Raw genomic sequence first — 25,249 nt, forward strand, 5'->3', positions numbered from 1 at the left:
GCGGACTCAATCCCAGGCGCGCGTCACCCGCTCCACGAGCGCCATGAGTCCGAGAAGCACCGGGCCGTGCAGCACCAGCGCCACGGCCACCCTCCAGGTCCAGTCCCGAGGCCGCACCCACCGCTCACGGGCCGCGTGGGGCAGCAGGTACACGGACAGGGGCACGTAGAGGAGCCGCGCCGTGACGACTCCTGGCGCGTACTCACCGAGCACCACCGTCGAGCCCACGTGGGACAGGACGTTGAAGGTCATCGTCACCTGGTAGGTCAGCAGGGCGTACGTCGCCGGCCCTCGCTCCCGCTCCAGGTCCGCCCACAGTGCGACGGCGTAGGGCAGCACCGTCACCAGTCCCAGGACGAGCAGGAACTGCGGCAGGGGGACGGTGGCGGCAGTCCGCGCACGGGAGCGGGGCTGCGCTGCGCTCGGGACTCATTCGTGGCGCGGTCGGGCTTCGCACGAGGCAGGGCGCCGCCTGGCGGTGCCTGGGCCATGGCGGTGCATCGGAGAAGTCGCGAACGGGGGCGGCCCTCGATGAATGCCCTCGCGTTGCACGGACCATTGAGAGTGCGTCGCTTTCTCGGAGAGCATGACCCGGCACCACTCCGTCAGAGACGGGCACCTCTGGCGATGCAGCACCGATGGCCAACGCGGGGCCGCCAGTCCTCTCGGCCTCGACGTGCTCCGCGACAGGCGCAAGCGTGCCGGTGCCTCCAGGCTCGAAGTCTTCCGTCCTCACCGCCCCAGAAGGAGGCGTGCCCGCGGCCCGTGCCATCTCCTCGGCCCGCACGTTGCCGTAGCCCCGCAGCGCCATCACCGCCGCCGAGTCCCGCGCTCATGAGGTACAGCTGCTCCGCCGTCCACATACCCCTTCCCCTCTCCCTCGCCCCCAGGGCGATGCTCCGCTGAAAGGAGCGCTCCTCCCGCGGCATGGTGTCCACCTCAGGGGTCTGACATGGCGGGGAGGCTGGGGTCCGCCACCAGCGAGGACCCGGCGGGTCATGCGGAACGGAGGCTCCATTCCACGCTGGCGGCCCAGGGCGGGTGACAAGGCGGGAGAGGTCAGGTTGATGAAGCGGTGCGGGCTGCACGGGCCGTGCGGAACGGAGGCTCCATTCCGCGCATGGCGGCCCGGGCGGGGGGCTGACAAGGTAGAGAAGCGGGGCCCATGCGTGGTGAGCTCGTGGCGGGCCTCGCGGAACGGACGCTCCATGCCGCGCATGGTGGCCCGGGGAGGCTGACATGGCGAGAAGTCGTGGCATGGGAGACAGGGCCTGGGGCTTCGTGGGTCCTCGGTCTCCCGCACTCCGAACATGCCGAGTTACCGTTGTGGCTACCGCATGGTCGAGGCGGCTCCATGGCAGGACTCATCCGCGTCCTGGAGCAGTAGCAGCACCCGGTGCATCCCCAGCGCCTCCTCGACGTTGTGCACGGTCTGCACGAGCGGCACCAGCCAGAGGGCACGTGATTTCGTCATGGCGTGGGGAGGCGCACGCTACCTCGTGGCCACGGGCATGAGAACACCTTCGCTGCGTGCCGCAATCGGTGAGCGCTTGTTTCGCGTGAGACGTCCCGATGCAGTCGGACCCTCCGAAACAGGCTGCAGACAGCCTGTTCGAAGATTCACCGCCAACAGTTCTTGATAGCGCTGACGCCAGCCCGCCGCCCCTTGCGTCACAGGTCGAAGAGGTCCTTGAACCAGTCGAAGACGGTCTTCATCGCCTTCTTGATTTCTTTGTCCGCATACCCGGCGGCATCGAGGGCTGCCTTGACGGTGTCGTCCCCGTACTTCAGCGTGTCCTTCATGAACCGGGCGGTGTGTGTCGCCGACCAGCCGTACGCGGTCCTCAGGCCGGTGGCGATCTGCTTGGAGCTGTAGCCCGCGGCCTTCATCGCCACGCCCGCCGCGTCGCCGCCGATACCGTAGATGGTCTCCAGCGCCTGCGCGGCCTCGGCGCCAGTGTGGTTGAGCAGGCGAAGGCCCCGGGCCGCGGCCTCCGGAGTCTGGCGGAACTGGTTCATCAGCACATCCGCGACGGCCTCGGCGGTCTCGAACCCGAGGATGGCGCCCTGGCGCACCCACTCCAGCCACGCCGTCCCCTGCTCCAGGAACTTCCGGACGAGCGCCTCCGCCTTGTCCTGGAGGTCCTTCCCCAGCGCCAGCAGGGTGTCGTCCTTGATGGCGAGGTCGAACGTGGCGATGTTGAACCGCTGTCCCTGGAACCTGAACTCGCCGGTGCACCGGGCCCAGAGCTTGCCGCCCGAGTAGCCCAGGTCGAGCTTCCCGTCGACCCGGGTCTCCAGCCTGAGCGTGCCCAGCGCTCCCAGGTCCAGCGTCGTGTCGATGCCGGCCTCCGCGCGGCCCCCGCAGGTGAAGTCGCTCGGGTCCTTGAACCGGGCCTTCAGCTCGTAGCTCAGCGTCGTGCTCGGCCGCTCCGTCAGCCCGAAGGCGAAGCCCTGGTCCGAGATGGAGATGAGCAGGCCCGCCACCTCCAGGCCCAGCAGCTTGACGCCGGCGGAGAGGAAGGCGTGCGGCTCCCGGAAGTCCGCCTCGAGCTGTGGCTGCGTGAAGGTGGAGAGCGACAGGCGCGGGTGGCTCTTGCCCTTGTAGCCGGTGATGGAGAGGAACTCGCGCTTGCCGATGATGAGCGGCTCCACGTCCACGTCCACCGCGATGCCCTTCATGGGATTGACGATGACGTCCGTCTCGGCGCGCAGTCCGAAGAACTCCAGGCCGCCGTGCACCTGGAAGCCCATGGGGAAGGAGAGCGCCCCAATCGTGGTGGCCTGCGGCGCGCAGTAGATTTGCGGCTGGAGCGAGACGCGGATGTTCGTCCCGTCACGCTTCAGCTCGTAGTGCGTCATCGTGGTCAGGTCCGTGAGGTGCCAGGCCCGGCCGCGCGCGTTCACCGTCAGCAGTACGGACTGGTGCCCGCTCGGGATGCGCACCTGGCCGTGCTGCTGGAAGGCGTCGGCCACGGTGGCCAGGTCCCGCGAGTCGAGCGCCGCCGCCACCGAGTCGGGAAGCTGGAAGGTGCGCGTTCCGTGCAGGCCGAAGCCCGTCAGGACCTTGCTCATCACCGAGGGCACCGGCGCGCCGGCGATGGTGGTGACGACGTCATGCAACGTCAGCTCGCTCACCGCGCCGGCGAACATGCTGCGGCCCGGGTTGACCGAGTCGAACAGCACCGCGATGGAGCTGTTGAAGCTGGCCACGTCGACCGTCGCGGCGATGCCCAGCGTGGGGATGGCCTGGGTGTTGATGCCCACCATGAGGGCCAGGTTCGTCAGCTTGACGGAGGAGAACGACAGCGTCCCCCTCATCGTGCCGGTGAGGTACACGCCCAGGGGCACCGCGGACATCTTCACGTCGAAGGTGAGCGGCTGGCCCTCCACCTTCGTCGTCACGAGCCCGTTGAGGAAGAGCCCGAAGACGCCGCCCTCCATCATGGCGCCGAAGCTGCCGGTGAGCCGCGTGTTCTTGTCGATGTCGCACGCCACGGCCGCGGACAGCCGCGAATTCTTCTTCGGGTCCCTCCCAATCTGGAGCGAGATGTCGAGCGTGCCGTCCACCGGCACGCCCAGGAACTTCCGGAGGATGTTCGCCGTCTCGTCACCGCCGAACCGCATCCGCGAGTAGAGGTTGAAGCCCTCCTGGAGCTGCCCGCCCGCCTGCGCCGGAAGAGTGACGGGGCTCGCCTGGAGCGTGGGGTTCGCCAGCGTCTTCGAGTCCGGGAAGGTGTACCCGGGCAACGTGTGCGTGGCGACCGCGAGGAGCAGCTTCTCGAACTGGAACACCTCGTCGAACGGCGCGAGCACGTCCAGGCCCGGGATGTCCGACATCCGGAGCATGTCCAGGTTCAGCCCCGCCGCGAAGCCCCACTTCCCGTTGGTGCGCAACACCTGCAACGCGATGACACCCAGCGCCTCGGGACGCGCATACAGGCCGAAGCTGAAGGTGGAGGCGCCCGCGTCCGTGCGCTGCTCCACGAACAGCTCCGTCTGGGGGAGCGTGAAGGAGGGGAACCAGTCCGGCAGGTCGAAGCCGCTGCCCGCGAGGTCCGAGATGATGGCCGGCAGGTCCACCTCGAATCGGGGCAGGGACGCGGCGACGCGGAAGGAGCCCGGCACCGCGAGCTGGAAGGTCGTCTTCGCGCCCAGCACCTCCAGCGTGCCGCCGAACCGGCCCGTGAGCTGCCGCGTGGGCCCGCTGTCGAGCCCCACGGTGATGTTCCGCAGCTCCACCGGGGCTCCGCCGCCGAACCTCAGCTTCCACGAGGCGCCGAGGGTGCCCTGCACCCGGAGCTGGCTCTGAGCCGTGCCCTGAGGCGAGCCCGCCCCCGTGCCCGGAGTCGTGCTCGAGGCCGACGTATAGGTGAGCGACGCGGAGGTGAGCCCCACGTCCAGGTCGCCGGGAAGGGCGGGCGGCGTGAGGCCCAGCGCCCGGGCGAGGTCGTCCACGCCCAGTCGCTCCTTCGGGTCCTGGAGCATCCACGTGGCGTGGAGCGTCTTCGTCTGCGGGGTGTTGAGGTAGTCCAGCATGAAGGCGTTGCCAGCCAGCCAGAGGTAGCCCCGGAACGTCTTCGTCGATGCCCCCTCCACCGTGCGCGACATCCCCAGCTCGACGCCGAGGTCGAGCGTCGTGCCCAGCAGCTCCGTGGCGCTGAGCGCCCGGAGGCTGAAGCTCCTGCTCGCGGTGTTGAAGGACAGGTTGAGGTTGCGCAGCGTCATCTCCGGCGCGTTGGCCGGCAGCGAGAGGCCGAAGAGGTCGAGCGCCTCGCTCATCAGGGTCGTGAGGGAGATGTTCTGCTCGCCCACCGTGCCGCCGGAGAACGTCCAGCCCAGGCCGGTGCCCTCGTACTCGGCGGCGACCATCAGCTCCGTGCCGGCGATGGAGAAGTTGCCGACGACCTCGCCCGCGCCGCCCCGGCCCGGCGCGTAGTCCAGGTCCAGGGAGATGCCGGTCAGCACCAGCGGCGTGCTGCCCAGAGAGAACGACCAGTCATCCGTGAGGGTGCCTTGCAGGCGGTACTCCCTGCTGCTCACGTTGCCGAAGAGCTTCAGCTCCGTGCACCGCATCTGCCCCATCGAGATGGAGTCACCCGCGATGCTCTTCACGGCCTCGGCGATGTCGACCGTGCTCCCTGGCAGCAGCTCGCAGGCGAAGCCCAGCGAGGGCAGCTCGATGGAGGCATTCAGGAGGTCGCCGCCCAGCGTGGCCAGGCACTCCACCTCGGCGGTGACGCGGCTGGAGCCCGAGGGGAAATACGTGAAGGTGACGGCGAGCTGCTCGAAGGTGAGCAGCCCATCGAGCACCTCCCAGGGGTCGGGCTGGCTGTAGGCCACCGTCACGCCGAGCGAGACCAGCTTCTGGCTCCGGGGCGCCACCGACAGGCTGAGTCCCCGGAGCTGGAGGTCATCGAGCGCCGGGAGGCTGTCCGGCACGAGCCCCGCCAGCGACTCTCCTCCGAGCAGGTGCGGAAGCTGTGAGAAGGAGAGGCCCTGTCCCGGAGACAGCTCGCTCTCGATGGTGAGCACGTCCAGCTCGCGCGAGTGGAGCCGCACGGCCAGGGGAATCCGCAGCGGCTGCGCGGCGCCGACGTCCTTCGACACCGCCGCTTCGAGCCGCACGCAGGAGGTGACGAAGCTCGGAGGCTTGCCATCCTTCGGCTCGACGGGCGCGCTGGCGAGGCTCAGGGCGAAGGGGATGTCGTAGCCCGCGAGGCGCAGCGGCGCCTGGGGGGCGGAGCGCAGGCAGAGGCTCGGCAGCTCTCCGTTGAGGACGATGGCGCCGGTGACGTCCCAGCGCGAGCCGCCTCCCATCAGCCAGGACAGGTCCTTCAGCGCGGGCAGCGGCGAGAGCGTGGCCTTCAGGCTCAGCCCCGGCACCTGCTTCTCCTGGAGCGTGAGCGAGGCCGGCACGAAGCCGAAGCGGGCCGCGAAGTCCGAGGGCAGCACCGGCGCGCCCGAGGAGGCGAGGCCCAGCTCGGGCGCGGCGTAGGAGAACAGGTCGAAGTGCGTGCCCTTGAGCGCGGAGAACGTGTCCGAGGGCTTCCAGCCGGAGGGCAGCCCCGTCAATCGAAGCGAGAGGTGCGCCACGCCGTCCGCGACGGTGAAGGTGGCCACCGCCTGGAGGCCGGACAGCCCGCGGTACGGCTTCGCGAGCTTGCCGCTCACGGTGATGGAGGTGTCCGTCTCGGCCGTCCTGCTCGCGCCGTCCAGCGCGAGGCTGTCCGCGCCGAGGTGGCTCACGAGCAGGCGGGTGAGGGGCTCCGACTGGAGCCCGGTGCCGCTGACCTGGAAGGGAGAGGACGCGAGCGCGGAGGAGATTCGCGCCTTGAGCGTTGGAACGTCGATGGGAGCCATGGCGAGCATGGGTCGCTCCTGTTCGAAAGGAAGGGGAAGACGGCCGCGCCGCTCAGGGGCAGGGGAACGCGAGCACGACGGGCAGGTGGTCGCTCACCAGGTTCGCGCCAATCCAGCGGTCGGTGACGCTCAGCGGATGGTTCGTGTTCGCCTGCCGCTGGAGGTTGAGGGCGAGGTCGGCGTCCTTCGTCCTGTCGGAGGTGGCGTAGTGGGTGGCGATGGCGGACACGTCAATCTGCCCCGCGTTGAGCGGCGCCCCCGTCTGGACGATGTTGGCCGCGATGTCGACGACCTTGCCCGAGTCCACGCCGTTGGTGCCGAAGGCTGGAGTCGCGTTGCGGACCTGCGCGCCGCCGTAGAAGAAGTTGTCGAAGGCGGCGCCCCGGATGGTGTGGGTACTCGACGTGTCGCCGGGGCTGTCGGACTTGTAGTCGCGGAGGATGGTGGCTTCCGTCGTCACGGCCGCTTTGAGCCGCTGGCTCAGGATGTCGCTGGTGAGGGGCGCCGGTGGGAGCGGGTTGAAGGGCACGCCGGGGGCGTTGCCCTGGGGCGCATTGCCGGCCTGGGCGGCGGGGTTCGCCGAGCCGCCCTGCTGCTGCGTCGGCGTGAGGGCGTCGTAGGCGTTGCGGTTCGTGCTCTGGAGGAAGCTCGCCTGCGGCGTGTTCGCGTTCTGCAGGAAGTCGATGTTGAAGTCCCCGGTGAAGAGGATGTTTCGCACCAGCACCGGCTGGCCATCGACATCCAGGTAGTCGGAGACGGGCGGGGGATTCTGCGCGCGGTTGACGTTGAGGTTCTGCTCCCAGGCGTAGAGCTGGGAGATGTGCAGGAAGGGGAGCTTGGCCACCTGCGCCTGCGCCAGGCCGTTGCGGGTCGTGCTGCCGCGCACCGCCGCGTAGTGGCAGCAGACGATGGGGAGGATGTAGTCCGTATTGCTAGTGGGCGAGTGCACCTTGAAGAGCGCCAGGCCGGGCATCCGGTAGCCCCGGCCCAGCGAGTAGCCCCCGTTGGCCAGGGGCAGACCTCCGAAGTTCTGCCGGGTGGCGGCGCGCTGCATGGGGCGCTGGGCGAACGCGTTGCACAGGGGCAGCTGCGGCCGGGCGTTCGGCAGTTGAGGCATCTGGCCCCAGTTGTTGTTGTTGGGCCACGTGCTCCAGCGCACCGCCTTCAAGTTCGTCAGCGGGTGGGCCTGCGTCCCCATGGGGGGCGTCCCCGCGGCGGGCGCGGGCAGGGTCAGGGGCCGTATCAGCCCCAGGTCCCGCACGATGAAGCCATAGAACTCGCAGCCCGTCTCATGGGACAGGAACCATGTGTAGGTCGGTGCGTTCTGCGCGTTCTGTGCGGCCCTGGCCGCCGCGTTCAGCGCCGTCGTGAGCCGGTCCATCAGGTTCCGGACCTGGGTCTTCTTGACCTCGAGCAGCACCAGGATGTCGATGTCCTCGGCCACCACCGTGCGCGCGATGGCGGTGGCCATGCCGTCGATGCGAATCTTGTTCCAGCTCAGTTGCTCGATGTTCCAGTTCATCACCCGGATGGTCGGCATCGGCGCTCCCCTGGGGCGTGTGGCGGCGTCGCCCCGGGGAGGGAGACGCACGCCATTTCCGATGTGAATTTTCCGGGGGATTTTCCGGCGCGTTCAACGGCCCGGGTGGGGCGCGGCGCGAGCCGGTGGGCTCACGCCGGCCGCATGAACCGGTGGAGCGCGGCGAAGTCCGCCTGCCCGTCTCCGGCCTGGATGGCCTTCTGGAAGAGCTGGTCGAAGGCCTCCGGCACCGCGCGATGGATTCCGCGCTCCTGGCAGATGGCCAGCACGTGGTGCAGCGCTCCGGCGTGGATTTCCACCGTCGCGAGCGTCTGCTCGTCGGCGCCGAACCGTCTCCGCGATGCGGGCTCCCTTCGCCGCGAGCGGCTCGCACTTCGGAAGTGCTCTAGTGATTCGGGACGAGGACCTGCGTGAGGCCGCCATCGACGAGCAGCTCGACGCCGGTGGTGAAGGTCGCTTCGAAGCCGAGGAACAGCACCGCGCGGGCGACCTCCTCGACGGTGCCGATGCGCTTCATCGGGGTGACGGCGTTGCCCTCCTGCTCGAAGGCCGCCAGGTCCGCCGGGGAGACACCCGAGACACCCATGGTGGGCGTCTTGATGAAGCCGGGGCTCACGGCGTTCACCCGGATGCCTCGCGGCAGCAGCTCCGCGGCGAACCCCTGGGCGAACGACCGCAGCGCCGCCTTCGCCCCCGAGTAGACACTCAGGCCGGGGTAGCCCACGGCATCCGCGACGGAGGTGGTGAAGACGAACGAACCGCCCTTCCGGACGAGCGGCGCCAACCGCTGCACCGTGAAGAACGCGCCCTTCGTGTTGACGCCGAAGGTCTGGTCGTAGGCGGCCTCCGTCACCTGCTCGAGCGGCTCGATCCGCGAGAAACCGGCGTTGATGAACACGAAGTCCACCTCACCGAGCTTCTCCTGGACGATGCGGCCCAGCGCGTCGATGTCGGCCATGTTTGTCGCGTCGGAGCCCACCACGTGCGCCCGGGACTCCAGCTCGCGCCGCACCGCCTCCAGGTTCTTCCCATGGCGGCCGGTGAGGAGCACCTCGGCGCCTTCCTCCAGGAGCGCCTTCACCGTCGCGAGCCCCATGCCGAGCGTCCCACCGATGACCACTGCCTTCTTCCCTGTGTACCTGCCCATGAACACCTCCTTGTGACAGGCAGATGAATAGGAGCGGTGGGCCCGGCCGTCGCACACGTTCGGACGCGCGAAGAGCACGAACGGATGCAAAGGAAGGGGCTCGTTGGCATAAGTCATGGACGGACGCCGCGAGGCCGGTGGAACCTCGTGGAGAGGAGTGGTCGTCATGAGCAGGGAGAAGCAGGCGGCGCTCGCGCTGTACTCCGGCGGCGCCAGCGCACGTCCGGTGGCGGCACGGGAGGACGCGGCACGGGCCCGCACGGGGCTGCGTGTGGACCTCCATACGATTCCGCCCGGCGTGGTGGAGCTCGCTCCCCTGCCGGACCACCGGCTGAAGGTCCATGCGGGAGCGCCCACGCACGGCTCCTGCAGCTTCCATCGCTTCGTCTACACACGCGGCGACGTGGACCTCCTCCCCGCGGGGACCTCGGACGTCTGGGAGCACACCGATGCGAGCACCTCCGTCATGGTGCGGCTCTCACCGGCGCTCCTGCGGCGCGCCGCGGAGGACATGGGCATGGACCCGGACCGCGCCGGGTTGGAGCAGCGCCACCAGTTCAAGGACCCGCAAATCGAGCACATTGCCTGGGCGCTCGATGCGGACCGGCAGGCGGGCCATCCGGGCGGGTTGCTCTACACGGAGAGCCTGGGTCTCGCGCTCTCCATCCACCTGCTGGGCCGCTACCCGGCGCCCCTGAAGCACGTGCGCGGACTGTCGCAGGCGCAGCGGCGGCGCCTGACGGAATACATCGAGGAGCACCTGGACAAGGACCTCGCCCTCGCCCGGCTGGCCAGTGTCGCGGGAGTCAGCGCGTCGCACCTGAAGACGCTGTTCAAACGCTCCATGGGCGTCCCGGTGCACGAGTACGTCATCCAGCGGCGCGTGGAGCGCGCGAGGACCCTGCTCCTGCGGGGCAAGCTGCCCGCGGGGCAGGTGGCGCTCGAAGCGGGCTTCTCGCACCAGAGTCACATGGCGCGATGCATGCGGCGCATCCTCGGCGTGACGCCCAGGGCCCTGGTGCGCGGCCCACGCGCGTAGGTGGCACCTACCGGAGGATGAAGTCCCGGGGGCGCAGCGGCTCGGGCTGGGGCTCGCCCAGCGCCTCCAGCAGGTTGATTTCCGCCGTGCGGGCGAGCGCGAACAGGGGCAGGTCGTTGGGGGCATCCCCGAAGGGCTCCTCCAGCTCGTCGCCCAACCAGTCCAGCCCGAAGAAGGTGTAGGCAATCATCGCGGTGAGCACGGGCGTGAACCAGCCCAGGGACTCGGCGAGCCCGAAGGGGAGCAGCAGGCAGAAGAGGTACGCGGTGCGGTGGAGCAGCACCGTGTACGTGAAGGGCAGCGGGGTGAGGCGGATGCGCTCGCAGGCGCAGAGCACGCCCATCAGGGCATGCACCCGCGCGTTCAGCGCGTTCCAGGTGATGTCGGAGAGCCGGCCCTCCCGCCGCAGCGAGGCCAGCTCACCGGTGTGCTCCCGCAGCAGGGCGTTGGGGCGGTTCCCGCTGGCCAGCACGCGCGAGCACTCCGGCTCCGGGAGGAGGCGGGAGAGGTCCTCCCGGGCATCGTGCCCGCGCAGGTGCGCGGCGAGCGCGTGCGCGAAGGCGATGTTCCGGTGCACGAGCCGCCGCGCCGCCTGCCGCCCCGCGACGGGCGACTCGGCGCGGCCGTCATCCAGCAGGGCGATGACTTCGTGTGAGAACTCGCGGAGCTCGATGAGCAGCGCGCCCCACTGCTTCCGGGCCTCCCACCAGCGGTCGTAGCAGGCGTTGTTCCGGAACCCGAGGAAGATGGAGAGCGCGATGCCGAGCAGCGACAGGGGCGCGGGTGATGCGATGGGGAGCCGCGGCTCGCCCTGCCGGAACGCCCAGACGACGATGCAGGCGAGCACCGCGATGCCCAGCACGTGGGGCAGGACGCGCGGCAGGATGGTACCGCGCACGACGAACAACAGACGGAGGGGACTGGGGCGGGGACGGACAATCACGGCCGGCCCCTCCTGCTCCAAATCCCCGGGGGCCGCAAGGGCGCGGCGCGGCAGTGGGCCGGGCATGCTCGGCCTGTCGCACGGCCCGTCGCACGGACTGCACGGCGGGCATCAGTGCTGGTGCCCCAGCCGCACGTCCACGTTGGGGTGGGCCGCGGCGAACGCGCGCAGCTTCTTGAAGCTCTCCACGCCCCGGGGGCCGTCGGCGGTGAAGGTGCCGGGCTCCACGTCGTGCTCCCAGCCCCAGCGCGTGTGGCAGGCGTCCCCCACCAGCAGCACCGGGCCCTTCGTCGAGCGCACCAGGTACGCGGTGCTGCCCGGCGTGTGGCCCGGCACCCAGAGCGCCCACACCGAGCCGTCGCCGAAGATGTCCACCGCGCCGTCGAACAGGCCGCCAGGCTCGTGGGAGTAGGTCCACTCGGACAGGGCGGGCTTGCCCGCGAGCGCGCGGTCCGTGCTGCCCTGCACGAAGAGGTAGAGGAACTGCCGGGCGGAGGCCTCGCCGGGGCCGGTGTACACGGGCGTGCCAGCCGGCACGTCGGCCATGCCGGTGACGTGGTCCAGGTGCAGGTGCGTCAGGAACACGCCCTTCAGGGGCTGCGCCTGCCTGCCCAGCCACTCACCGAGCGGCGCGTTCACCTTCAGCTTCTCCATGTTCATGGCGCTCCGCACCATCCCGCTGAGGGCCGACTTCTCCGGCGCGTCCCGCAGCGCCGTCTCCACCCCGGTGTCCACGATGAACAGGCCCTGCTCCGGGTGGCGGAGGGCGTGGAAGAAGACCTGGATGGGCTCGTCCTCGTTCTTCAGTCCCGCCGCCTTCGCGGTGGGGTGGTCGAGGTTGATGACGCCGCCGCGCTCCACCACCCAGTCGGCGGAGTTGACGGTTTCGAGCTCCACCGGGCCGGGCTGGTCCAGCAGCGCGAGCAGGCCCGCGGTGGGGCGCGCCGCGCCGAGCGAGGACTTCCGGGCCTCGTGCGAGGTGGCGGCGCAGCCGACGGAACTGGCGACGGCGAGGGCGGCGGCGATGGAGAGGGCAATCATCCTGGGGCGCATGTGTGACGGGCTCCGTGAGTGCGTCGAGACATGCGGAAGGTAGCGATGCCAGAATGGATGGAAAACGGCGATTCCGTCATGGGGCCATACGAAAATGGATATCTCCTGGGATGACGCGCGGCTGTTCCTGGCCATCGCGGAGACGGGCAGCTTCAGCGGGGCGGCGCGGCTGTTGCGCATCGGCCAGCCCACCGTGAGCCGCCGGCTGGCGGCGCTGGAGTACGCGGTGGGGGCCACGCTGTTCCGCCGGAGCGCTGACGGCGCGGCGCTGACGGCGGCGGGGGAGCGGCTGGTGCTGCCGGCGAAGAAGATGGCGGAGTGGGCGGGGGAGCTGCACCGCGCGGCGGAGTCGGCGGACAACTCACCCCGCGGCCTGGTGCGCGTGACGTCGAGCCCATATACGAGCTTCGACTTCCTCGCGCCCTTCGCGGGCTTCGTGGCGCAGAAGCATCCCGGGCTGCGGCTGGAGGTGCTGTCCACGATTCAGCACCTCGACCTGGCGCGCGGCGAGGCGGACCTCGCCCTGCGCACCCGGCCGCCGACGAACGCGGACCTGAAGCTCGTGTACACGCTGGAGATGGAGAATGCCGTCTTCGTCTCGAAGGCGCTCAAGGCGAAGCTGCCCAGGAAGCCGACGCTCCAGCAGCTTCCCTGGGTGGCCTGGGCGCCACCGTTCGAGTCGGTGACGCCCAACCCCCAGCTCGAGTCCTTCATCCCGGACTTCACTCCCGTGTTCACCACGGACAACTACCTCGTGATGCTGGCGGCGGTGGAGGCGGGCGTGGGGGCGATGGTGCTGGCGAACCTCACGCACCGCTTCAGCCGGGACCGGGGGCTGGTGCCGCTGGACGTGGACCTGGGGCCATTCGCGACGGGCCGGGTGCACCTGGTGTGCGCGAGGTCGGCGCTCGACATCCCCCGTGTGCGGAAGGTGTCGGAGCTGCTGGTGGACGAGCTGGAGCGCGTGAAGCGGCGCTGAGCAGTGGTACGGTGCTCCGCCTTCAGCTCAGGAGAAGACCCTCATGGCCGACCTCAAGGGAAAGACGCTGTTCATCACGGGAGCCAGCCGCGGTATCGGCAAGGCCATCGCGCTGCGAGCCGCGCGGGACGGCGCGAACATCGTCATCGCCGCGAAGACGACGGAGCCCCACCCCAAGCTCCCCGGCACCATCTACACGGCCGCGGAGGAAATCGAGAAGGCCGGCGGGAAGGCGCTGCCCTGTGCCGTGGACATCCGCGACGAGCAGCAGATTGCCGCCGCCGTGGCGAAGGCGGTGGAGACGTTCGGCGGCATCGACATCCTGGTGAACAACGCCAGCGCCATCAGCCTCACGGGCACGCTCGAGACGCCGATGAAGCGGTTCGACCTCATGCACGGCATCAACACGCGCGGCACGTTCGCGTGCTCGCAGGCGTGCATCCCGTACCTGAAGAAGTCCAGCAACCCGCACATCCTCAACAACTCGCCGCCGCTCAACATGGAGGCGCGCTGGTTCGGGCCCCACGTCGCGTACACCATGGCCAAGTTCGGGATGAGCATGTGCGTGCTCGGCATGGCCGAGGAGTTCCGGGACGAGGGCATCGCCGTCAACGCCATCTGGCCGCGCACCGTCATCGCCACCGCGGCCGTGCAGAACCTGCTGGGCGGCGATGAGACCATCCGCGGCAGCCGCTCGCCTGAAGTCATGGCGGACGCGGCCTACGCCATCCTCACGAAGCCGAGCCGCCAGTTCACCGGCAACTTCTGCATCGACGAGGACGTGCTGCGCGCCGAGGGCGTGACGGACTTCTCCAAGTACCAGATGGTGCCCGGGGCGGAGCTCCTCCCCGACTACTTCATCTGAGGCGCCCGGCTCGGGGGAGGGGCGCTCAGTCGATGGCGGGCGCGCCGAAGACGGACACCTCGCGCAGCGACGAGAAGTAGCCCCTGCCCCGCGGCCCGCCCGGGTATTCCGTCCAGGGCGCCGTCAGCCACAGCCGGATGCGGCTCACGGGAGGCGCATCCGGCGCGAGCGGCACGTCCAGGAAGCGCTCCACGGCGCGCTCGGTGTCCGGGTCGGCCACGTGCAGGTTCTGGGGGGCCTGGGAGAAGGGCGCACTGTCCCCCAGCGGAATCCACGTCTTGCCGTCCACGGAGCCCTCCACGTGGAGCACCTCGCCCGCGTGCGAGGAGGTGTCGAGCCCCCGGAGGAGCACCCGCCGGGGCCGCACGGGCTCGCGCAGCAGGATGAACAGGTCCTGGGCCAGCGAGCTGCCGGAGAAGGGCACCTGGACCGGCTCGAGCCGGCCATCGGTGAAGGGACACGGCGTGATGGGCCGGGTCTCCACCACGGCGCAGGCCGCGCCCCGGCTGGCGGGCACCGGGCCCGCGAAGGGCAGCGGCAGCGGGGGCGCCTCGGAGACGGCGCTGTAATACAGCGTGCTCGTGAACCAGACGCGGGCTCCCCGGGAGAAGGACTGCACGTGCGCGAACCCGTCCGTGAAGTCCTCCAGCATCTCCGGGCGCAGCCAGGGCTCGCCGCTGCTCGCGACGACCCGCCACGCCAGGCCCGTCTCTCCCCGGAGCCGCACGAAGTACTCCGGCTCCGGGATGTCCGCCGTGGGCACCACCGGGTTCCAGGACAGCCGGACGCCGCCCGCTTCCTCCTGGGCACGCACGTGGCTGTCCCACGCGCGCAGCGGTGGCACGTCCGCGTCTCGGATGAGCTCGAACTCGAGGAAGTCCCTCGCTCCCTCTTCCCTCGGGGGGAGGTGGAGCTGGAAGAGGTTGAGGCTCGCCCACGGGTGGGGACGGTCCAGCCTGTCCGCGCCCGTGTCGCGCGCGTTGAGCCGGTGGAGGAAGAGGCCGTCCTCGCCCGGAGTCACCTCGGCCCAGGGCTCGTAGCGGGTGTCCCAGACTTCACCGCCGTACTCGTTGACGCGGATGTTCACCTTGCGCGGGCGCATCAACGAGAGGGGCCCGCCGCGCCACGGCGTGCCGTCCGCCTCCAGCGCGGTGCCGGAGAGGTAGATGGGGTCATCGGGCTCCATCGCGCAGCCCCCCAGGGCCACGCAGAGCGGCAGGAGTCGCGAGAGGCGCACGCGCATGGTCAGAAGGTCCCCTTCACCCCGAGGGTGGGCAGAATCACCGGCACGCCGATGCGCGACTTCTTCAGCCCCGAGGGCGCGTCGGGAGGCGTCCCGTAGCCGTACTCGTGCGTCAGCACCTCGCTGCGCGCGGTGACGTTGAAGACATCCAGGTATGCGTCGAGCACGAAGCTGTCGAACACCCAGGAGCGCGAGGCGCGCACGTCGAGCCGGAAGAACGGTGGCAGCCGGTCCACGGCGTCGCGGCTCACGGGCATCCACTCCGCCTCGCCGTCCGCGGTGGTGCCCTCGCGCCGGGTGCGGTAGCCGAACTGCCCGGACTCCGGCCGGCCGGTGTTGAAGTGCGCCACCGCGCCCAGGGTGACGAAGTCGAAGCGGTAGCTGAGCGCGGCGTTCACCGAGTGCGCCTGCTCGAAGGCATAGGGGAGGTAGCCCTCCGCCTGCCCGAGCTCCTCTCCGTTGGGCCCCAGCTTCGAGTAGCGCTCGAAGCGCCTGCTCTGGTTGAAGCCGTAGGTGAGCCAGCCGAACCAGCGGCGCCCGAGCGGCCTGCGCGCCATCAGCCCCAGGCCGTAGGTGTAGCCGCGGCCCTGGACGTCCTCGGCCTCCAGCCCGCGGCGGCGCAGGTTGCTCACCACGTCCTCGAAGTTGAACTCCAGCGTGCGCAGCAGCGGGTTGAAGTAGGCCTCGGCGGACAGCTCCACCTCCGGGGCCGGCCGCCACTCCGCGCCCGCGGAGAGCTGCACCGCGCGTTGCAGCCCGCGCTCCAGCGCGAGCATCTCCCCCGCGGGCACGGGCAGCAGCACGGTGGCCGGCTGGTGGTAGAGGCCCGCGCCGGCCTTGAGGGTGAGCGCGTCCGTGAGCGCATGGCGCACCGCGAGCCGGGGCTCCAGGGCCACGTGCGTGTCGAGGCCGAAGCCGTGGTAGCTGTCCAGCCGCACGCCCGGCACCAGCGTCCAGCGCGCGGAGGGCCTCAGCGTGAGCTGCGCGCCCACGCCCGCGAAGGTCGCCAGGATGCCCGGCCGGTGGTAGGCGTCCTTCCCGTCGACGGGGCCCACGGGGCGGAAGAGGCCCGTGGCGATGAGGTCCGCGCTGCGGCGCTCGAGCTGGCCGAAGACCTCCAGCGCCGCCGCCGGGGACAGCTCGCGGGTGTGGCTCGCGCGCAGCGCCAGGCTGCTCTGCCGCAGCTCGTAGCTGCCGGGCGCGTCCGCGCCCCGGGCGAAGTTGAGGCCCAGCCGGTCATACCCATACGTCAGTCCGGCCTCCGCCTCTCCACCGGCGAACGGGTGACGGCCGCGCAAATCCACGCGGTGGAACAGGAGCCCCACGCCACCGGCGTCCTGCTCGGGAGTGCGTGCCGTCAGGCCCACCGCGTCCGACGTGCCCAGCGCGAGCAGCCGCAGCCGTCCCTCGCCCACGCGCTGCTCCACCCGGGCCTGGTAGTCCCAGGAGTCGGCGTAGACCTTGGGCTCGCCCGGGTCCGTGTACGTCTGCCCATTCGGGGACGTGTACGAGGACGGACCGGTGATGCTGTTGGCGATGCGCGTGACGATGAGGCCGGTGTAGCTGACGCGGGCGGCGGCGGTGACGGTGGTGCCCGTCCCGGTGAAGGGGACTTCGAGGAAGACGCCGCTGTGGATGAGGTCGGCGTAGGCGCTGCCGCGCACGCCCTCCTCGCGCGGCCGGCTCACGTGCGCGTCCACCGCGCCTCCCAGCAGGCTGCCGTGGCGCGCGGAGGGCACGCCCACCTGGAAGTCGAGCGTGTCGATGAAGTCCGGGTGGACCACCGCGCCGCCCACCATCAGGTGGTAGAGGAAGGGCACGCGCACGCCGTCCACGGAGAAGGCGCTCGCGGAGGGCTGCACGCCGCGCACCACGGGGTACGAGAGGCCCGAGGCGAGCGTCGTCACGCCCGGCATCAGCATGATGACGCGGAAGGGGTCGCCCATGGTGCCGGGCACCTCGCGCAGCTCCTGCTCGTGCAGGGTGACGCGGGAGACCTCGGTGCGGGGCCGGTCCGCGCGCACCACCGTCTCGTAGGGGTTTATCGAGAGCGGCTCCAGCGCGTAGAGCACGTCCAGGTGCTGGCGCTCCTCCAGCGTCTCCTTCAGCACGAGCAGGCGGTGGCCGGGCGCGGTGATTTTCAGCTCGGAGGTTCCGGGGGGCGGTTCCAGCCGGAAGAGGCCCTGGGCGTCCGTCTCCGCCGAGGCCTCGCCCGCGCGCACCGTGGCGCCCGCGAGCGGCTTGCGCGTGCCCTTCTGCCGCACGCGGCCGGTGAGCAGCGTGCGGGGGCCCTGGGGGGCCTGGGGCTCGAAGCGGTAGGAGAAGGGCAGGCGCACCGCGACGGGCGCTCCGCCGGAGGTGGCGGGGTGGAAGCGCAGGCGTGGGGCGGCATGCAGCGCGGCGGCGGCGAGCTCGGGCGGGGCGTCACCCACGAGGCGCACGCCGGTGACGTCCCCGGCCTCGTCCACGGTCAGCTCCAGCTCCACGACCACGGGGGCGGTGAGGTGGAGTCCCTCGGGCAGCCGCGCCGGGGCGTCTTCCCGCAGGATGGGCGGGACGAGTGGCGCGGAGGATGGCGGCCCGGAGGTGCTCTCACCCGGGACGGGAGGAACGAGTGACCTGGTGGGGACCTTTGCTTCCCCGGCCTCGGAACGCGGGGTGGCGAGCGCCGGGGCGGAGGCTGTGCAGAGGACCAGGGGCAGGAAGAAGGAGCCGAGGCGCGTCATCGTCGGGGGCGGGGAGCCTGCGGGGTGCAGTCGTATAGACGTACGGCGCACATGCAAGGCTTTGGTCGCTCGGCGACGACGTTTTGATCAATTCTTCTTTCTGCCCAGGAGGGGTGTTCGGGAGGGCTTCGGCGGGCCCGGCAGGTGCGGTAGGTACGGGGCCCATGCCCACGTCGCGCGCCCGAGTCCTCCTCCTGGCCATCTGCGCCCTCTTCGTCTCGGCCTGCCCGCGTCCCACCCGGGCTCCCGTCACGAAGCCCGAGGACGCGCTGGTCGAGTTCTCCCGCTCCCTGCCGCTGCGGGACGACGGCGAGCCCGCGGCGCTGCGGGCCGCCATCACCGAGAGCCTGGTGTGGCTGGGGAAGCGGCCCGTGGACGAGCGCTTCGTCTACGGGCCGCGCCAGGTCACCGCCTATGAGCTGCGCACCGCGCTGGAGCGCCTGCACTCGCGCATCCGCGACGGCATGTCTCCCGAGGAGCTGACGGCGCGGGTGCTGGAGGACTTCGAGCCCCTGGAGGCCGCGGGAGGCGAGGACGGCCAGGTGCTCTTCACCGGCTATTACGAGCCCACGCTCGAGGCGAGCCTCACGCGGACGGACGAGTACACGGTGCCCATCCTCGGGCTCCCGCAGGACCTCATCGAGGTGCCCCTGGAGCCGTTCGCGGAGCGCTTCAAGGCGGAGCGCGTCTTCGGGCGGCTCGACGGGCGGAAGGTGGTGCCCTACTGGACGCGGAGCGAGATTCGCGCCGGGAAGCTGGCGGGCCGGGGACTGGAGCTGGCATGGGCGAAGGACCCGGTGGCGCTCTTCTTCACGGAGGTGCAGGGGAGCGGCACGCTGAAGCTTTCCGATGGGAGCCAGCGCCGCATCGGCTATGCGGCCTCGAATGGGCGGCCCTACCGGAGCATCGGCTCGCTGCTCATCCAGGAGGGCGCCATTCCGCGCGAGGCGATGTCGATGCAGGCGCTGCGCTCCTGGCTGGCGGCGAACCCGGCGCAGCGCGGGCGGGTGCTCGACTACAACGAGTCGTATGTGTTCTTCCGCTTCCTGAACGGCGCGTCGGAGGGCTCTCTCGGGAGGCCCGTGACGCCGGGACGCTCCATCGCCACGGACGCGCGGCTGTTCCCGAAGGGCGGGCTGGCCTTCATCCACACCGAGCGCCCCGTGAAGGGCGCGGACGGGACGGTGCGGTGGGTGCCGCTGTCGCGCTTCATGCTCAACCAGGACACGGGCGGGGCCATCCGTGGCGCGGGCCGGGTGGATGTCTACTGGGGCCCGGGCCCCGACGCGGAGCTGGCCGCGGGCATGATGAAGCAGAAGGGGCGGCTGCTGTTCCTCGTGCCGCGCGTCGTGCCCGAGAGGCCGGCGCCCCGCGCTTCAGCGCCGTAGGCTCAAGCCACGGTCTTCATGGTGATGTGGATGGGCGTGGGGTTCGCGAGGTTGTCGCTGACGGGGCATCGCGCCTCGACCTCGCTCTTGAGCTTCGCAATCTGGTCGGCGTTGGCGGGGCTCTTGATGAGGAGGGTGACGTCGAGCGACTGGTAGCCGGCGCGCACGTTCCGGTCGGTGCCGGCGAACTTCGCGGGGTCGAGTGAGCCGCGCACGGTGATTTCGGTGCTGGTGACGGGGATGCCCAGCTCCTTCGCGATGAAGAAGGTCATGTAGTTCAGGCAGCCCGCATGCGCGGCGAGGATGAAGTCGAGCGGGCTGGGCGCGCCGTTGCGGCCGCCCAGCTCGGGGGGCTCATCCATGAATATCTTGAAGGCGTGGGCCTCCGTGGTGCTGCGAGCCATGCTCTCGCCCAGCGTGCGGACCTGTCCGGTGTAGAGCTGCTTTTCCATGATGGCGTCCTCCCGTGTGAAAGGGATACGCGCCTGGAGGCATTCCCTGGCTGTCCACCGGGAGCCGCACGGGAGGTGGGGGCTCGGGGAAGGCAGGCGAGGAGGCAGGGACCTTCCGTCGCCTGGGCGGAAGAGTGGGTGGCGGGCGCACTCGGAAACCGGGCAGTATGGGCGCTGTCACCATCGTCACGGGGACTTGAGCCCACCCCGTGCGCGCCCACGCCTGTGTGGCGCCGTTGAGGAGACACGAGGCATTCGGGATGAGCAGCGAAGCGGTCGAGACGAAGGACGGAGTGGTGGTGCTGGACTACGCGAAGCTCGCGGCGGGCGAGGACCTGTCGGCCGCCATCGAGCGCGCATATGGGGCCGACGGCATCGGCCTGCTGGTGGTCCGTGGAATCCCGGGGCTGGCGGAGCTGCGCAACGGCCTCTTGCCGCTCGGGTTCCGCTTCGCGGCGCTCCCCAACGAGGTGAAGGACCGGTACGTCCACGCGCGGAGCAGCTACTCGTTCGGCTGGAGCCACGGGAAGGAGCTGCTGAAGCCCGGCCAGTTCGATGAGTTCAAGGGCTCGTACTACAACAACCCGCAGTACGACGTGCCACAGGCGGACCCGGCGCTGGTGGAGAAGTACCCGGAGAACTACCACCCGAACGTGTGGCCGGACGCGGACTTCCCGGAGCTGCGGCCCGCGTTCATGAAGCTGGGGCAGCGGATGGTGGACGTGGGGGTGCTGGTCGCGGAGCAGTGTGACCGGTACGTGCGCTCGAAGCTGGGGGACCGGCTGACGCCGGACGGGGAGCTGGCGAGGACGATTCGCGAGTCGCGCGCGTGCAAGGCGCGGCTGCTCTACTACTTCGCCATCAACGAGGACGCGACGCCGCGCACGCGTGACTCGTGGTGTGGCTGGCACAGCGACCACGGCTCGCTGACGGCGCTGTGCCCGGCGATGTACTTCGAGGCGGAGCCCGGCGCGCCCGAGCCGGCGAGGTCGGACATCGCCCTGCCGGACCCGGAGGCGGGGCTGTATGTCCGCACCCGTGGCGGCCAGGAGCGGAAGGTGGTCATCCCGAAGGACTGCCTGGCGTTCCAGATTGGCGAGAGCTCGCAGATTGTGACGGGGGGGCTGCTGAGGTCGACGCCGCACGCGGTGCAGGCGCTGGCGTATCCGGCGAGCCGGAACATCTCGCGCTCCACGTTCGCGGTGTTCATGCAGCCGGACAACGACGCGACGATGCGGGCCCCGGAGGGGACGGACCCGAAGGAGCAGCGCGTGGGCGCGTTCCAGCCGGGGATGACCTTCGGCGACTTCGCCCGGGCGACGTTCGCGAAGTTCTACAACCCGTACGCGTGACGTGGATGCTGGCCGGGGCGTTCGTGTCGGGGCTCGGACGGAGGAGCCTCGATGCGTGCTCCCTGGCGAAGCGGGTGGTGCCGAAGACGTTCGAGGTGTGGACGTACAACTTCGGGCCAGGCACCACGCGTGGAGACCCTCGGCTTCAAGAGCCGGGACCTGCGCCGTCTGATTCGCGGCGCGGTAGGGATTCGCACGAGACAGGGCGCCGCCCCTGGCGGTGCCTGGGCCATGGCGGTGCATCGGAGAAGGCGCGAACGGGGCGGCCCTCGATGTCGGTCTCGACGTGCTCCGCTCCAGGCGCAAGCGTGCCGGAGCCCCGCGGCGCCAGCACCGCCGCCGACTCCCGCTCCCTTCCGCTCTGGGGTGAAGCTCCGCTGAAAGGAGCACTCGTCCCGCGGCATGGTGTCTACCCCAGGGGGCTGGCATGGCGGGGAGGCTGGGGCCCGCCACCGGCGAGGACCTGGCGGGTCCCGCGGAACGGAGGCTCCATTCCACGCATGGCGGCTCAGGGCAGCTGACACGGCGGGAGCGGTCAGGCTGATGAAGCGGTGAGGGCCTCGCGGGCCTCGCGGAACGGAGGCTCCATTCCACACAGGGCGGCCTGGGCAGCTGACACGGCGGGAGAGGTCAGGCGGATGAAGCGGTGAGGGCCGCGCGGGCCTCGCGGAACGGAGGCTCCATTCCACACAGGGCGGCCTGGGCGGGGGGGCTGACAAGGTGGAGAGGCGGGGCCCATGAGGAGTGAGCGCGTGGCGGGCCACGCGGAATGGAACTTCCATTCCGTGCATGGCGGCCCGGGGGGCTGACATGGCGAGAAGTCGGGGCATGGGAGACAGGACCTGGGGCTTCGCGGGTCCCCGGTCTCCGGGTACTCCGAACATGCCGAGTTACCGTTGCGGCTACCGCGTGGCCGCGGCGGCTCCATGGCAGGACTCATCCGCGTCCTGAATGAGTCCGGAGCTCTTGGAGGCACAGGTGCTGGCGGACGCGAGGGAGGCCCTGAGCTATTACGGCCAGGAGCTGAACATCCGCCGGCGCACGCTCAACCCCGAGGGTGACCTGGTGCAGGTCCAGGTCCAGCGCGTTCGCCTCGTCTACGAGGGGGGCGACCTCGGGCCTGGAAACCCGAAGGAATGGAAAAAGGCCGTGAATGAAGTCAAGAGCAAGGTCACGGGCGTGGAGGTGCTGCTCCAATGAAGGTGCTGGAGTTTTATGACTTGAGGCCGGAGGACCGTTTCTGCTTGTACTTCGAGGCCAGCTTCGACCCTCATTCCCCCCTGGATAGTGAGCTGGAGGCCTTCTTCCAAGCCCTCGAGGCGTATGCGGGCGTCAGCATGCCGGAGGTCGTCCATGGCAAGCGGTGGCGCAAGTACTCCCGTGCCGCGGTCTTCAAGGCACTGGAGGAGAGGCGTGACAGTGACATCGAGTCCATCGGGCTGTATCGGAAGCAGTGGCCCGCCCTGGACATGTCGCTCAGTCTCTGGTTCCCGCCGCATTTGCCCCGGCTGGACTTCAGTGCCTCCGTTCAGCCGCTCTCCGTCTTCGCGGACGCCGAGCGCTGCCAACACTTCGTGGACATGGTGCGCGCCTGGACCTCCCACTACCCGGTCACGCATGCCGAGGCCAGCAGCTTGGCGGAGATCCAGTTGTCGGGCGCTCCCGACTACGGTCGCGACGAGCAGACCTCGATTCGAGACGGCTTCGACAAAGTCTACGAGGTGTCCTGGCTCAACGTCTTCGGGCCGAAGCTGGTGGAGTCCATCGGCCGCGAGCGGGTGCTGTCCACGCCAGCCCACCGGGTGGAGGAACTACCCCACGGCGCTGTTCTGCTCGTGACGTGGCCCATCGCCGCGGACTTCGCCCGTGACGAGGCCCGGCAGGCCCAGGCCCGCGCGCACGCGCACCTGAGGCCGGACCTGGACTACGCCACGCTGCTGCGCACCCTGCGCGAGCGAAGCGCCATCCTGGCCCCCGTGCAGCCGCGCTTCCCGCCGGAGTGGGAGCGGCTGCTGACGCGGGTGGTGGACCGGGTCCGCATCAGCGAGCGGCAGCGGAAAATCGCCGAGCTCAACGCCTGGCGCCCCCCGGAGCCGGACGAGTGGCTGCCGGCCCGCGCGGCCCTGCCTCCGGACGTGAAGGACGTGGACTTCGTGCGCCAGCAGTACGGCGACCTCGCCGAGGGATTGGTGGCATTGCTGCACACCGACGTGCCCTCCGTCTTCGAGGCGTCGCCGGAGTCGCTGACGGACGTGGACGCGCACCTGTGGTGCGAGGACTTCCTGAGGAACCGCCGGCCGGGAGTCATCGACGAGCACCTGATGCCGGCGGTGGGGGCGTACCTGGGAGAGGTGCTGGTGAAGCACCTCGGTGGGCAGTGGATTCCACGCAAGAAGCTGGAGGAGGCGCAGGTTCGCATCGGCGACCGCGTGTGGCTGCCCTTCCTTCGGGCCCACCGGTACACGCGCTCGCGGCAGGCGCTGCTGGACTTCTCGCTCTCCGGGCTCTACCGCGCGGCCGAGCAACACCGCGCCTGACAGCCCTTCGCGCCGCGCCGCGAAACACGACCGCCGGGCCCCTCTCGCGAGGAACCCGGCGGCGTGTGCTGCCTACCGCTGGAGGGACTCAGTCTACTTCTTCGGGCCCCGGTGCTCGTGCTCGGTGATGCACTGCTCGGTCTTCTCGGGCGCCACGAGGAAGGGCTGCATCCGCATCAGGCTCTCGGTGTCCCCGAGGTACGGGTCACCGATGGTGCTGGCGCCATGGTAGACGAGGGCCGTCCAGTCGTTCTGCGACGCGTTGATGATGTCCGAGGTGTCGCCGTCGTTGTTGAGGTCCTGGGCGAGGGGGGCGGCCTGGATGACGCCGTTGCCGTTGAAGTCCAGGTTGGCGCTCGCGTTGCCGGAGCGCAGGGAACTACCGATGCGCACGCCGTAGTGGGCCAGGTCCGCCTCGGTCGTCGTGCCGGCGGGGGCGAAGGCGGAGATTTCACTGACGGCCGCCTCGCTCGCGGAGGCCACGCGCACCCGCGAGTAGTCCAGCACGCCGGTCGTCCCGTCCACCGTCAGGCCGCGGAGCTGGTAGTTGTAGCTCATGAGGCTGAGGTAGTTGGCCTTGTAGTTCATGTTCTCGTTGCCGCCATGCATCAGGCCGATGTTGTGCCCCAGCTCGTGCATGATGGTGCCGGCCTGCTGCTGCTCGGTGCCGCCGGGGGTGGACCAGTTGCCCAGGGTCACCATGAAGTCATGGCCGGGGATGCCGCGCGACAGGCCGCTGGAGCCGCCGCTGTTGTACTGGTTGGCGATGAGCGCGTAGTGGAAGAACGGCGCCCGGCGCGAGGCGAAGTACTTCGCCTTGATGACGTCGAAGTCCGTCCACGCGGGGCTCAGGTCCATGTCCGCGTCGGCGGCGGCGACCTGCTGGTCCACCACCAGGTGCAGCGCGATGCCCGTGGAGCCGTCCGGGTTGCTCACCGGCGCGTTGGCGAAGGCCGCCGTCACGCGGTCCAGCGCGGCCTGGATGGGCTGGAGGTTGGGGTAGTAGTCCATCTCCACGAAGACGTCCTTCTTCTTCGGGTTGGCGCCGTAGTAGCGCAGGTCGACGCCGCCGTAGCCGTACAGCTCGGCGAAGTCGCTGATGCTGTCGCCGTCCGTGTCGGAGTTGGTGGCGCTCGTGCCGTAGCGGCTCTCCGCGGCGTCGCAGATGCCGTCCCCGTCCGAGTCGGGAGCGAGCAGCGCGCAGAGGTAGACGGGCTGCACACCGGAGATGAGGTAGTCCTTGCCGTCCTGCGTCACCTCCTCGTACTTGGGCTTGTGGTAGACGTTGACGGAGCGGTAGCCGGCGCGGCTGTAGAGGAGCCGGATGGCCTCCTCGCCGGACGCGGGCATGATGATCTTCACCTGGTCCGCGCCGTTGCGGTCACCGTACGCGTCGAAGACGAAGAGGCCCGACGAATCCGTCTTCTCGCTGGGCGTGGCGCAGCCGGCGCCGGAGCAGGTGCCGGAGGCGACGGACACCGTCACGTCCTGGATGGCGCTGCCCGTCGAGGCGTCGTTGACGTAGCCGTAGACACAACCGTTCAATCCAACGGCGGCCACGGAGGCCACCAGGGTGTTGCGAAGCGTGGACATGAGTCCCCCTCATGCGATTCGAGTGTTGG

Annotated in this window: 19 protein-coding genes; 7 read left to right on the forward strand and 12 right to left on the reverse strand. The window is 70.2% G+C overall.

Annotated elements, in window-relative coordinates; translation table 11 throughout:
• Positions 1-6: 6 nt before the first annotated feature.
• The 6 genes from K8638_RS40360 to K8638_RS40385 form a co-directional block, all read right to left on the reverse strand.
• Positions 7-375, reverse strand: a complete 369-nt coding sequence (locus K8638_RS40360; protein WP_223760128.1) for an HXXEE domain-containing protein — start codon at positions 373-375, stop codon at positions 7-9.
• Between the two features lie 955 nt (positions 376-1,330).
• The gene (locus K8638_RS40365; RefSeq protein ID WP_223760091.1) at positions 1,331-1,474 is read right to left on the reverse strand and encodes a hypothetical protein; all 144 of its coding nucleotides are present in this window, start codon (positions 1,472-1,474) and stop codon (positions 1,331-1,333) included.
• A gap of 197 nt (positions 1,475-1,671) precedes the next feature.
• A complete protein-coding gene (locus K8638_RS40370; RefSeq protein ID WP_223760092.1) occupies positions 1,672-6,372 on the reverse strand; it encodes a hypothetical protein in 4,701 nt (1,566 codons plus the stop codon).
• 43 nt (positions 6,373-6,415) lie between these two features.
• On the reverse strand, positions 6,416-7,903 hold the full coding sequence (locus K8638_RS40375) for a hypothetical protein (RefSeq protein ID WP_223760093.1): 1,488 nt from the start codon (positions 7,901-7,903) through the stop codon (positions 6,416-6,418).
• A 131-nt stretch (positions 7,904-8,034) separates the two neighbouring features.
• Positions 8,035-8,202, reverse strand: coding sequence for a hypothetical protein (locus tag K8638_RS40380; protein WP_223760094.1), 168 nt, complete (start codon positions 8,200-8,202; stop codon positions 8,035-8,037).
• Positions 8,203-8,288: 86 nt separating this feature from the next.
• The gene (locus K8638_RS40385) at positions 8,289-9,050 is read right to left on the reverse strand and encodes an SDR family oxidoreductase (RefSeq protein WP_223760095.1); all 762 of its coding nucleotides are present in this window, start codon (positions 9,048-9,050) and stop codon (positions 8,289-8,291) included.
• A gap of 166 nt (positions 9,051-9,216) precedes the next feature.
• On the opposite strand from K8638_RS40385, the gene K8638_RS40390 reads away from it, so the two are divergent.
• On the forward strand, positions 9,217-10,089 hold the full coding sequence (locus K8638_RS40390; protein ID WP_223760096.1) for an AraC family transcriptional regulator: 873 nt from the start codon (positions 9,217-9,219) through the stop codon (positions 10,087-10,089).
• A 7-nt stretch (positions 10,090-10,096) separates the two neighbouring features.
• On the opposite strand, the gene K8638_RS40395 is transcribed toward K8638_RS40390, so the two are convergent.
• Positions 10,097-11,032 carry a bestrophin family protein gene (locus tag K8638_RS40395; RefSeq protein WP_223760097.1) on the reverse strand — a complete coding sequence of 312 codons (936 nt, stop codon included), beginning with the start codon at positions 11,030-11,032 and terminating at the stop codon, positions 10,097-10,099.
• Between the two features lie 111 nt (positions 11,033-11,143).
• Entirely contained in the window at positions 11,144-12,085 is a 942-nt protein-coding gene (locus K8638_RS40400; protein WP_223760098.1) for an MBL fold metallo-hydrolase, read from the reverse strand.
• Positions 12,086-12,179: 94 nt separating this feature from the next.
• On the opposite strand from K8638_RS40400, the gene K8638_RS40405 reads away from it, so the two are divergent.
• Together K8638_RS40405 and K8638_RS40410 are read left to right on the forward strand one after the other, a co-directional pair.
• Positions 12,180-13,064: a LysR family transcriptional regulator gene (locus K8638_RS40405; RefSeq protein WP_223760099.1), complete on the forward strand. Its 885-nt coding sequence runs from the start codon at positions 12,180-12,182 to the stop codon at positions 13,062-13,064.
• Between the two features lie 43 nt (positions 13,065-13,107).
• Complete coding sequence (locus tag K8638_RS40410) at positions 13,108-13,929, forward strand: NAD(P)-dependent oxidoreductase (protein ID WP_223760100.1); 822 nt, start codon at positions 13,108-13,110, stop codon at positions 13,927-13,929.
• Between the two features lie 25 nt (positions 13,930-13,954).
• Here the strand turns inward: K8638_RS40410 and K8638_RS40415 are convergent, their stop codons facing one another.
• A complete protein-coding gene (locus K8638_RS40415; RefSeq protein ID WP_223760101.1) occupies positions 13,955-15,172 on the reverse strand; it encodes a hypothetical protein in 1,218 nt (405 codons plus the stop codon).
• Between the two features lie 2 nt (positions 15,173-15,174).
• On the reverse strand, positions 15,175-17,898 hold the full coding sequence (locus tag K8638_RS40420) for a TonB-dependent receptor domain-containing protein (protein ID WP_223760102.1): 2,724 nt from the start codon (positions 17,896-17,898) through the stop codon (positions 15,175-15,177).
• 164 nt (positions 17,899-18,062) lie between these two features.
• On the opposite strand from K8638_RS40420, the gene K8638_RS40425 reads away from it, so the two are divergent.
• Positions 18,063-19,286, forward strand: coding sequence for a murein transglycosylase A (locus K8638_RS40425; RefSeq protein ID WP_223760103.1), 1,224 nt, complete (start codon positions 18,063-18,065; stop codon positions 19,284-19,286).
• Positions 19,287-19,288: 2 nt separating this feature from the next.
• Here K8638_RS40425 and K8638_RS40430 read toward each other — a convergent pair whose 3' ends face one another.
• Positions 19,289-19,738 carry an OsmC family protein gene (locus K8638_RS40430; RefSeq protein ID WP_223760104.1) on the reverse strand — a complete coding sequence of 150 codons (450 nt, stop codon included), beginning with the start codon at positions 19,736-19,738 and terminating at the stop codon, positions 19,289-19,291.
• A gap of 260 nt (positions 19,739-19,998) precedes the next feature.
• On the opposite strand from K8638_RS40430, the gene K8638_RS40435 reads away from it, so the two are divergent.
• The 3 genes from K8638_RS40435 (at position 19,999) to K8638_RS40445 (ending at position 23,627) form a co-directional block, all read left to right on the forward strand.
• The gene (locus K8638_RS40435) at positions 19,999-21,090 is read left to right on the forward strand and encodes a 2-oxoglutarate and iron-dependent oxygenase domain-containing protein (protein ID WP_223760105.1); all 1,092 of its coding nucleotides are present in this window, start codon (positions 19,999-20,001) and stop codon (positions 21,088-21,090) included.
• 951 nt (positions 21,091-22,041) lie between these two features.
• The gene (locus tag K8638_RS40440; RefSeq protein WP_223760106.1) at positions 22,042-22,290 is read left to right on the forward strand and encodes a hypothetical protein; all 249 of its coding nucleotides are present in this window, start codon (positions 22,042-22,044) and stop codon (positions 22,288-22,290) included.
• On the forward strand, positions 22,287-23,627 hold the full coding sequence (locus K8638_RS40445; RefSeq protein ID WP_223760107.1) for a hypothetical protein: 1,341 nt from the start codon (positions 22,287-22,289) through the stop codon (positions 23,625-23,627). The genes K8638_RS40440 and K8638_RS40445 overlap by 4 nt, the downstream gene beginning before the upstream one ends.
• A 93-nt stretch (positions 23,628-23,720) precedes the next feature.
• Here K8638_RS40445 and K8638_RS40450 read toward each other — a convergent pair whose 3' ends face one another.
• Positions 23,721-25,220: a hypothetical protein gene (locus tag K8638_RS40450; RefSeq protein ID WP_223760108.1), complete on the reverse strand. Its 1,500-nt coding sequence runs from the start codon at positions 25,218-25,220 to the stop codon at positions 23,721-23,723.
• Between the last annotated feature and the right edge of the window lie 29 nt (positions 25,221-25,249).

Source organism: Myxococcus sp. RHSTA-1-4 (genome assembly GCF_020037125.1).
GTDB lineage: Bacteria > Myxococcota > Myxococcia > Myxococcales > Myxococcaceae > Myxococcus.

What these genes read in the sequence shown, in the direction of transcription:
- K8638_RS40365 (WP_223760091.1), bottom strand. Translation starts at nt 1,474, where the DNA reads ATGACGAAATCACGTGCCCTCTGGCTGGTGCCGCTCGTGCAGACCGTG.
- K8638_RS40370 (WP_223760092.1), bottom strand. Translation starts at nt 6,372, where the DNA reads ATGCTCGCCATGGCTCCCATCGACGTTCCAACGCTCAAGGCGCGAATC.
- K8638_RS40375 (WP_223760093.1), bottom strand. Translation starts at nt 7,903, where the DNA reads ATGCCGACCATCCGGGTGATGAACTGGAACATCGAGCAACTGAGCTGG.
- K8638_RS40385 (WP_223760095.1), bottom strand. Translation starts at nt 9,050, where the DNA reads ATGGGCAGGTACACAGGGAAGAAGGCAGTGGTCATCGGTGGGACGCTC.
- K8638_RS40390 (WP_223760096.1), top strand. Translation starts at nt 9,217, where the DNA reads ATGAGCAGGGAGAAGCAGGCGGCGCTCGCGCTGTACTCCGGCGGCGCC.
- K8638_RS40400 (WP_223760098.1), bottom strand. Translation starts at nt 12,085, where the DNA reads ATGCGCCCCAGGATGATTGCCCTCTCCATCGCCGCCGCCCTCGCCGTC.
- K8638_RS40405 (WP_223760099.1), top strand. Translation starts at nt 12,180, where the DNA reads ATGGATATCTCCTGGGATGACGCGCGGCTGTTCCTGGCCATCGCGGAG.
- K8638_RS40410 (WP_223760100.1), top strand. Translation starts at nt 13,108, where the DNA reads ATGGCCGACCTCAAGGGAAAGACGCTGTTCATCACGGGAGCCAGCCGC.
- K8638_RS40415 (WP_223760101.1), bottom strand. Translation starts at nt 15,172, where the DNA reads ATGCGCGTGCGCCTCTCGCGACTCCTGCCGCTCTGCGTGGCCCTGGGG.
- K8638_RS40420 (WP_223760102.1), bottom strand. Translation starts at nt 17,898, where the DNA reads ATGACGCGCCTCGGCTCCTTCTTCCTGCCCCTGGTCCTCTGCACAGCC.
- K8638_RS40425 (WP_223760103.1), top strand. Translation starts at nt 18,063, where the DNA reads ATGCCCACGTCGCGCGCCCGAGTCCTCCTCCTGGCCATCTGCGCCCTC.
- K8638_RS40430 (WP_223760104.1), bottom strand. Translation starts at nt 19,738, where the DNA reads ATGGAAAAGCAGCTCTACACCGGACAGGTCCGCACGCTGGGCGAGAGC.
- K8638_RS40435 (WP_223760105.1), top strand. Translation starts at nt 19,999, where the DNA reads ATGAGCAGCGAAGCGGTCGAGACGAAGGACGGAGTGGTGGTGCTGGAC.
- K8638_RS40440 (WP_223760106.1), top strand. Translation starts at nt 22,042, where the DNA reads ATGAGTCCGGAGCTCTTGGAGGCACAGGTGCTGGCGGACGCGAGGGAG.
- K8638_RS40445 (WP_223760107.1), top strand. Translation starts at nt 22,287, where the DNA reads ATGAAGGTGCTGGAGTTTTATGACTTGAGGCCGGAGGACCGTTTCTGC.
- K8638_RS40450 (WP_223760108.1), bottom strand. Translation starts at nt 25,220, where the DNA reads ATGTCCACGCTTCGCAACACCCTGGTGGCCTCCGTGGCCGCCGTTGGA.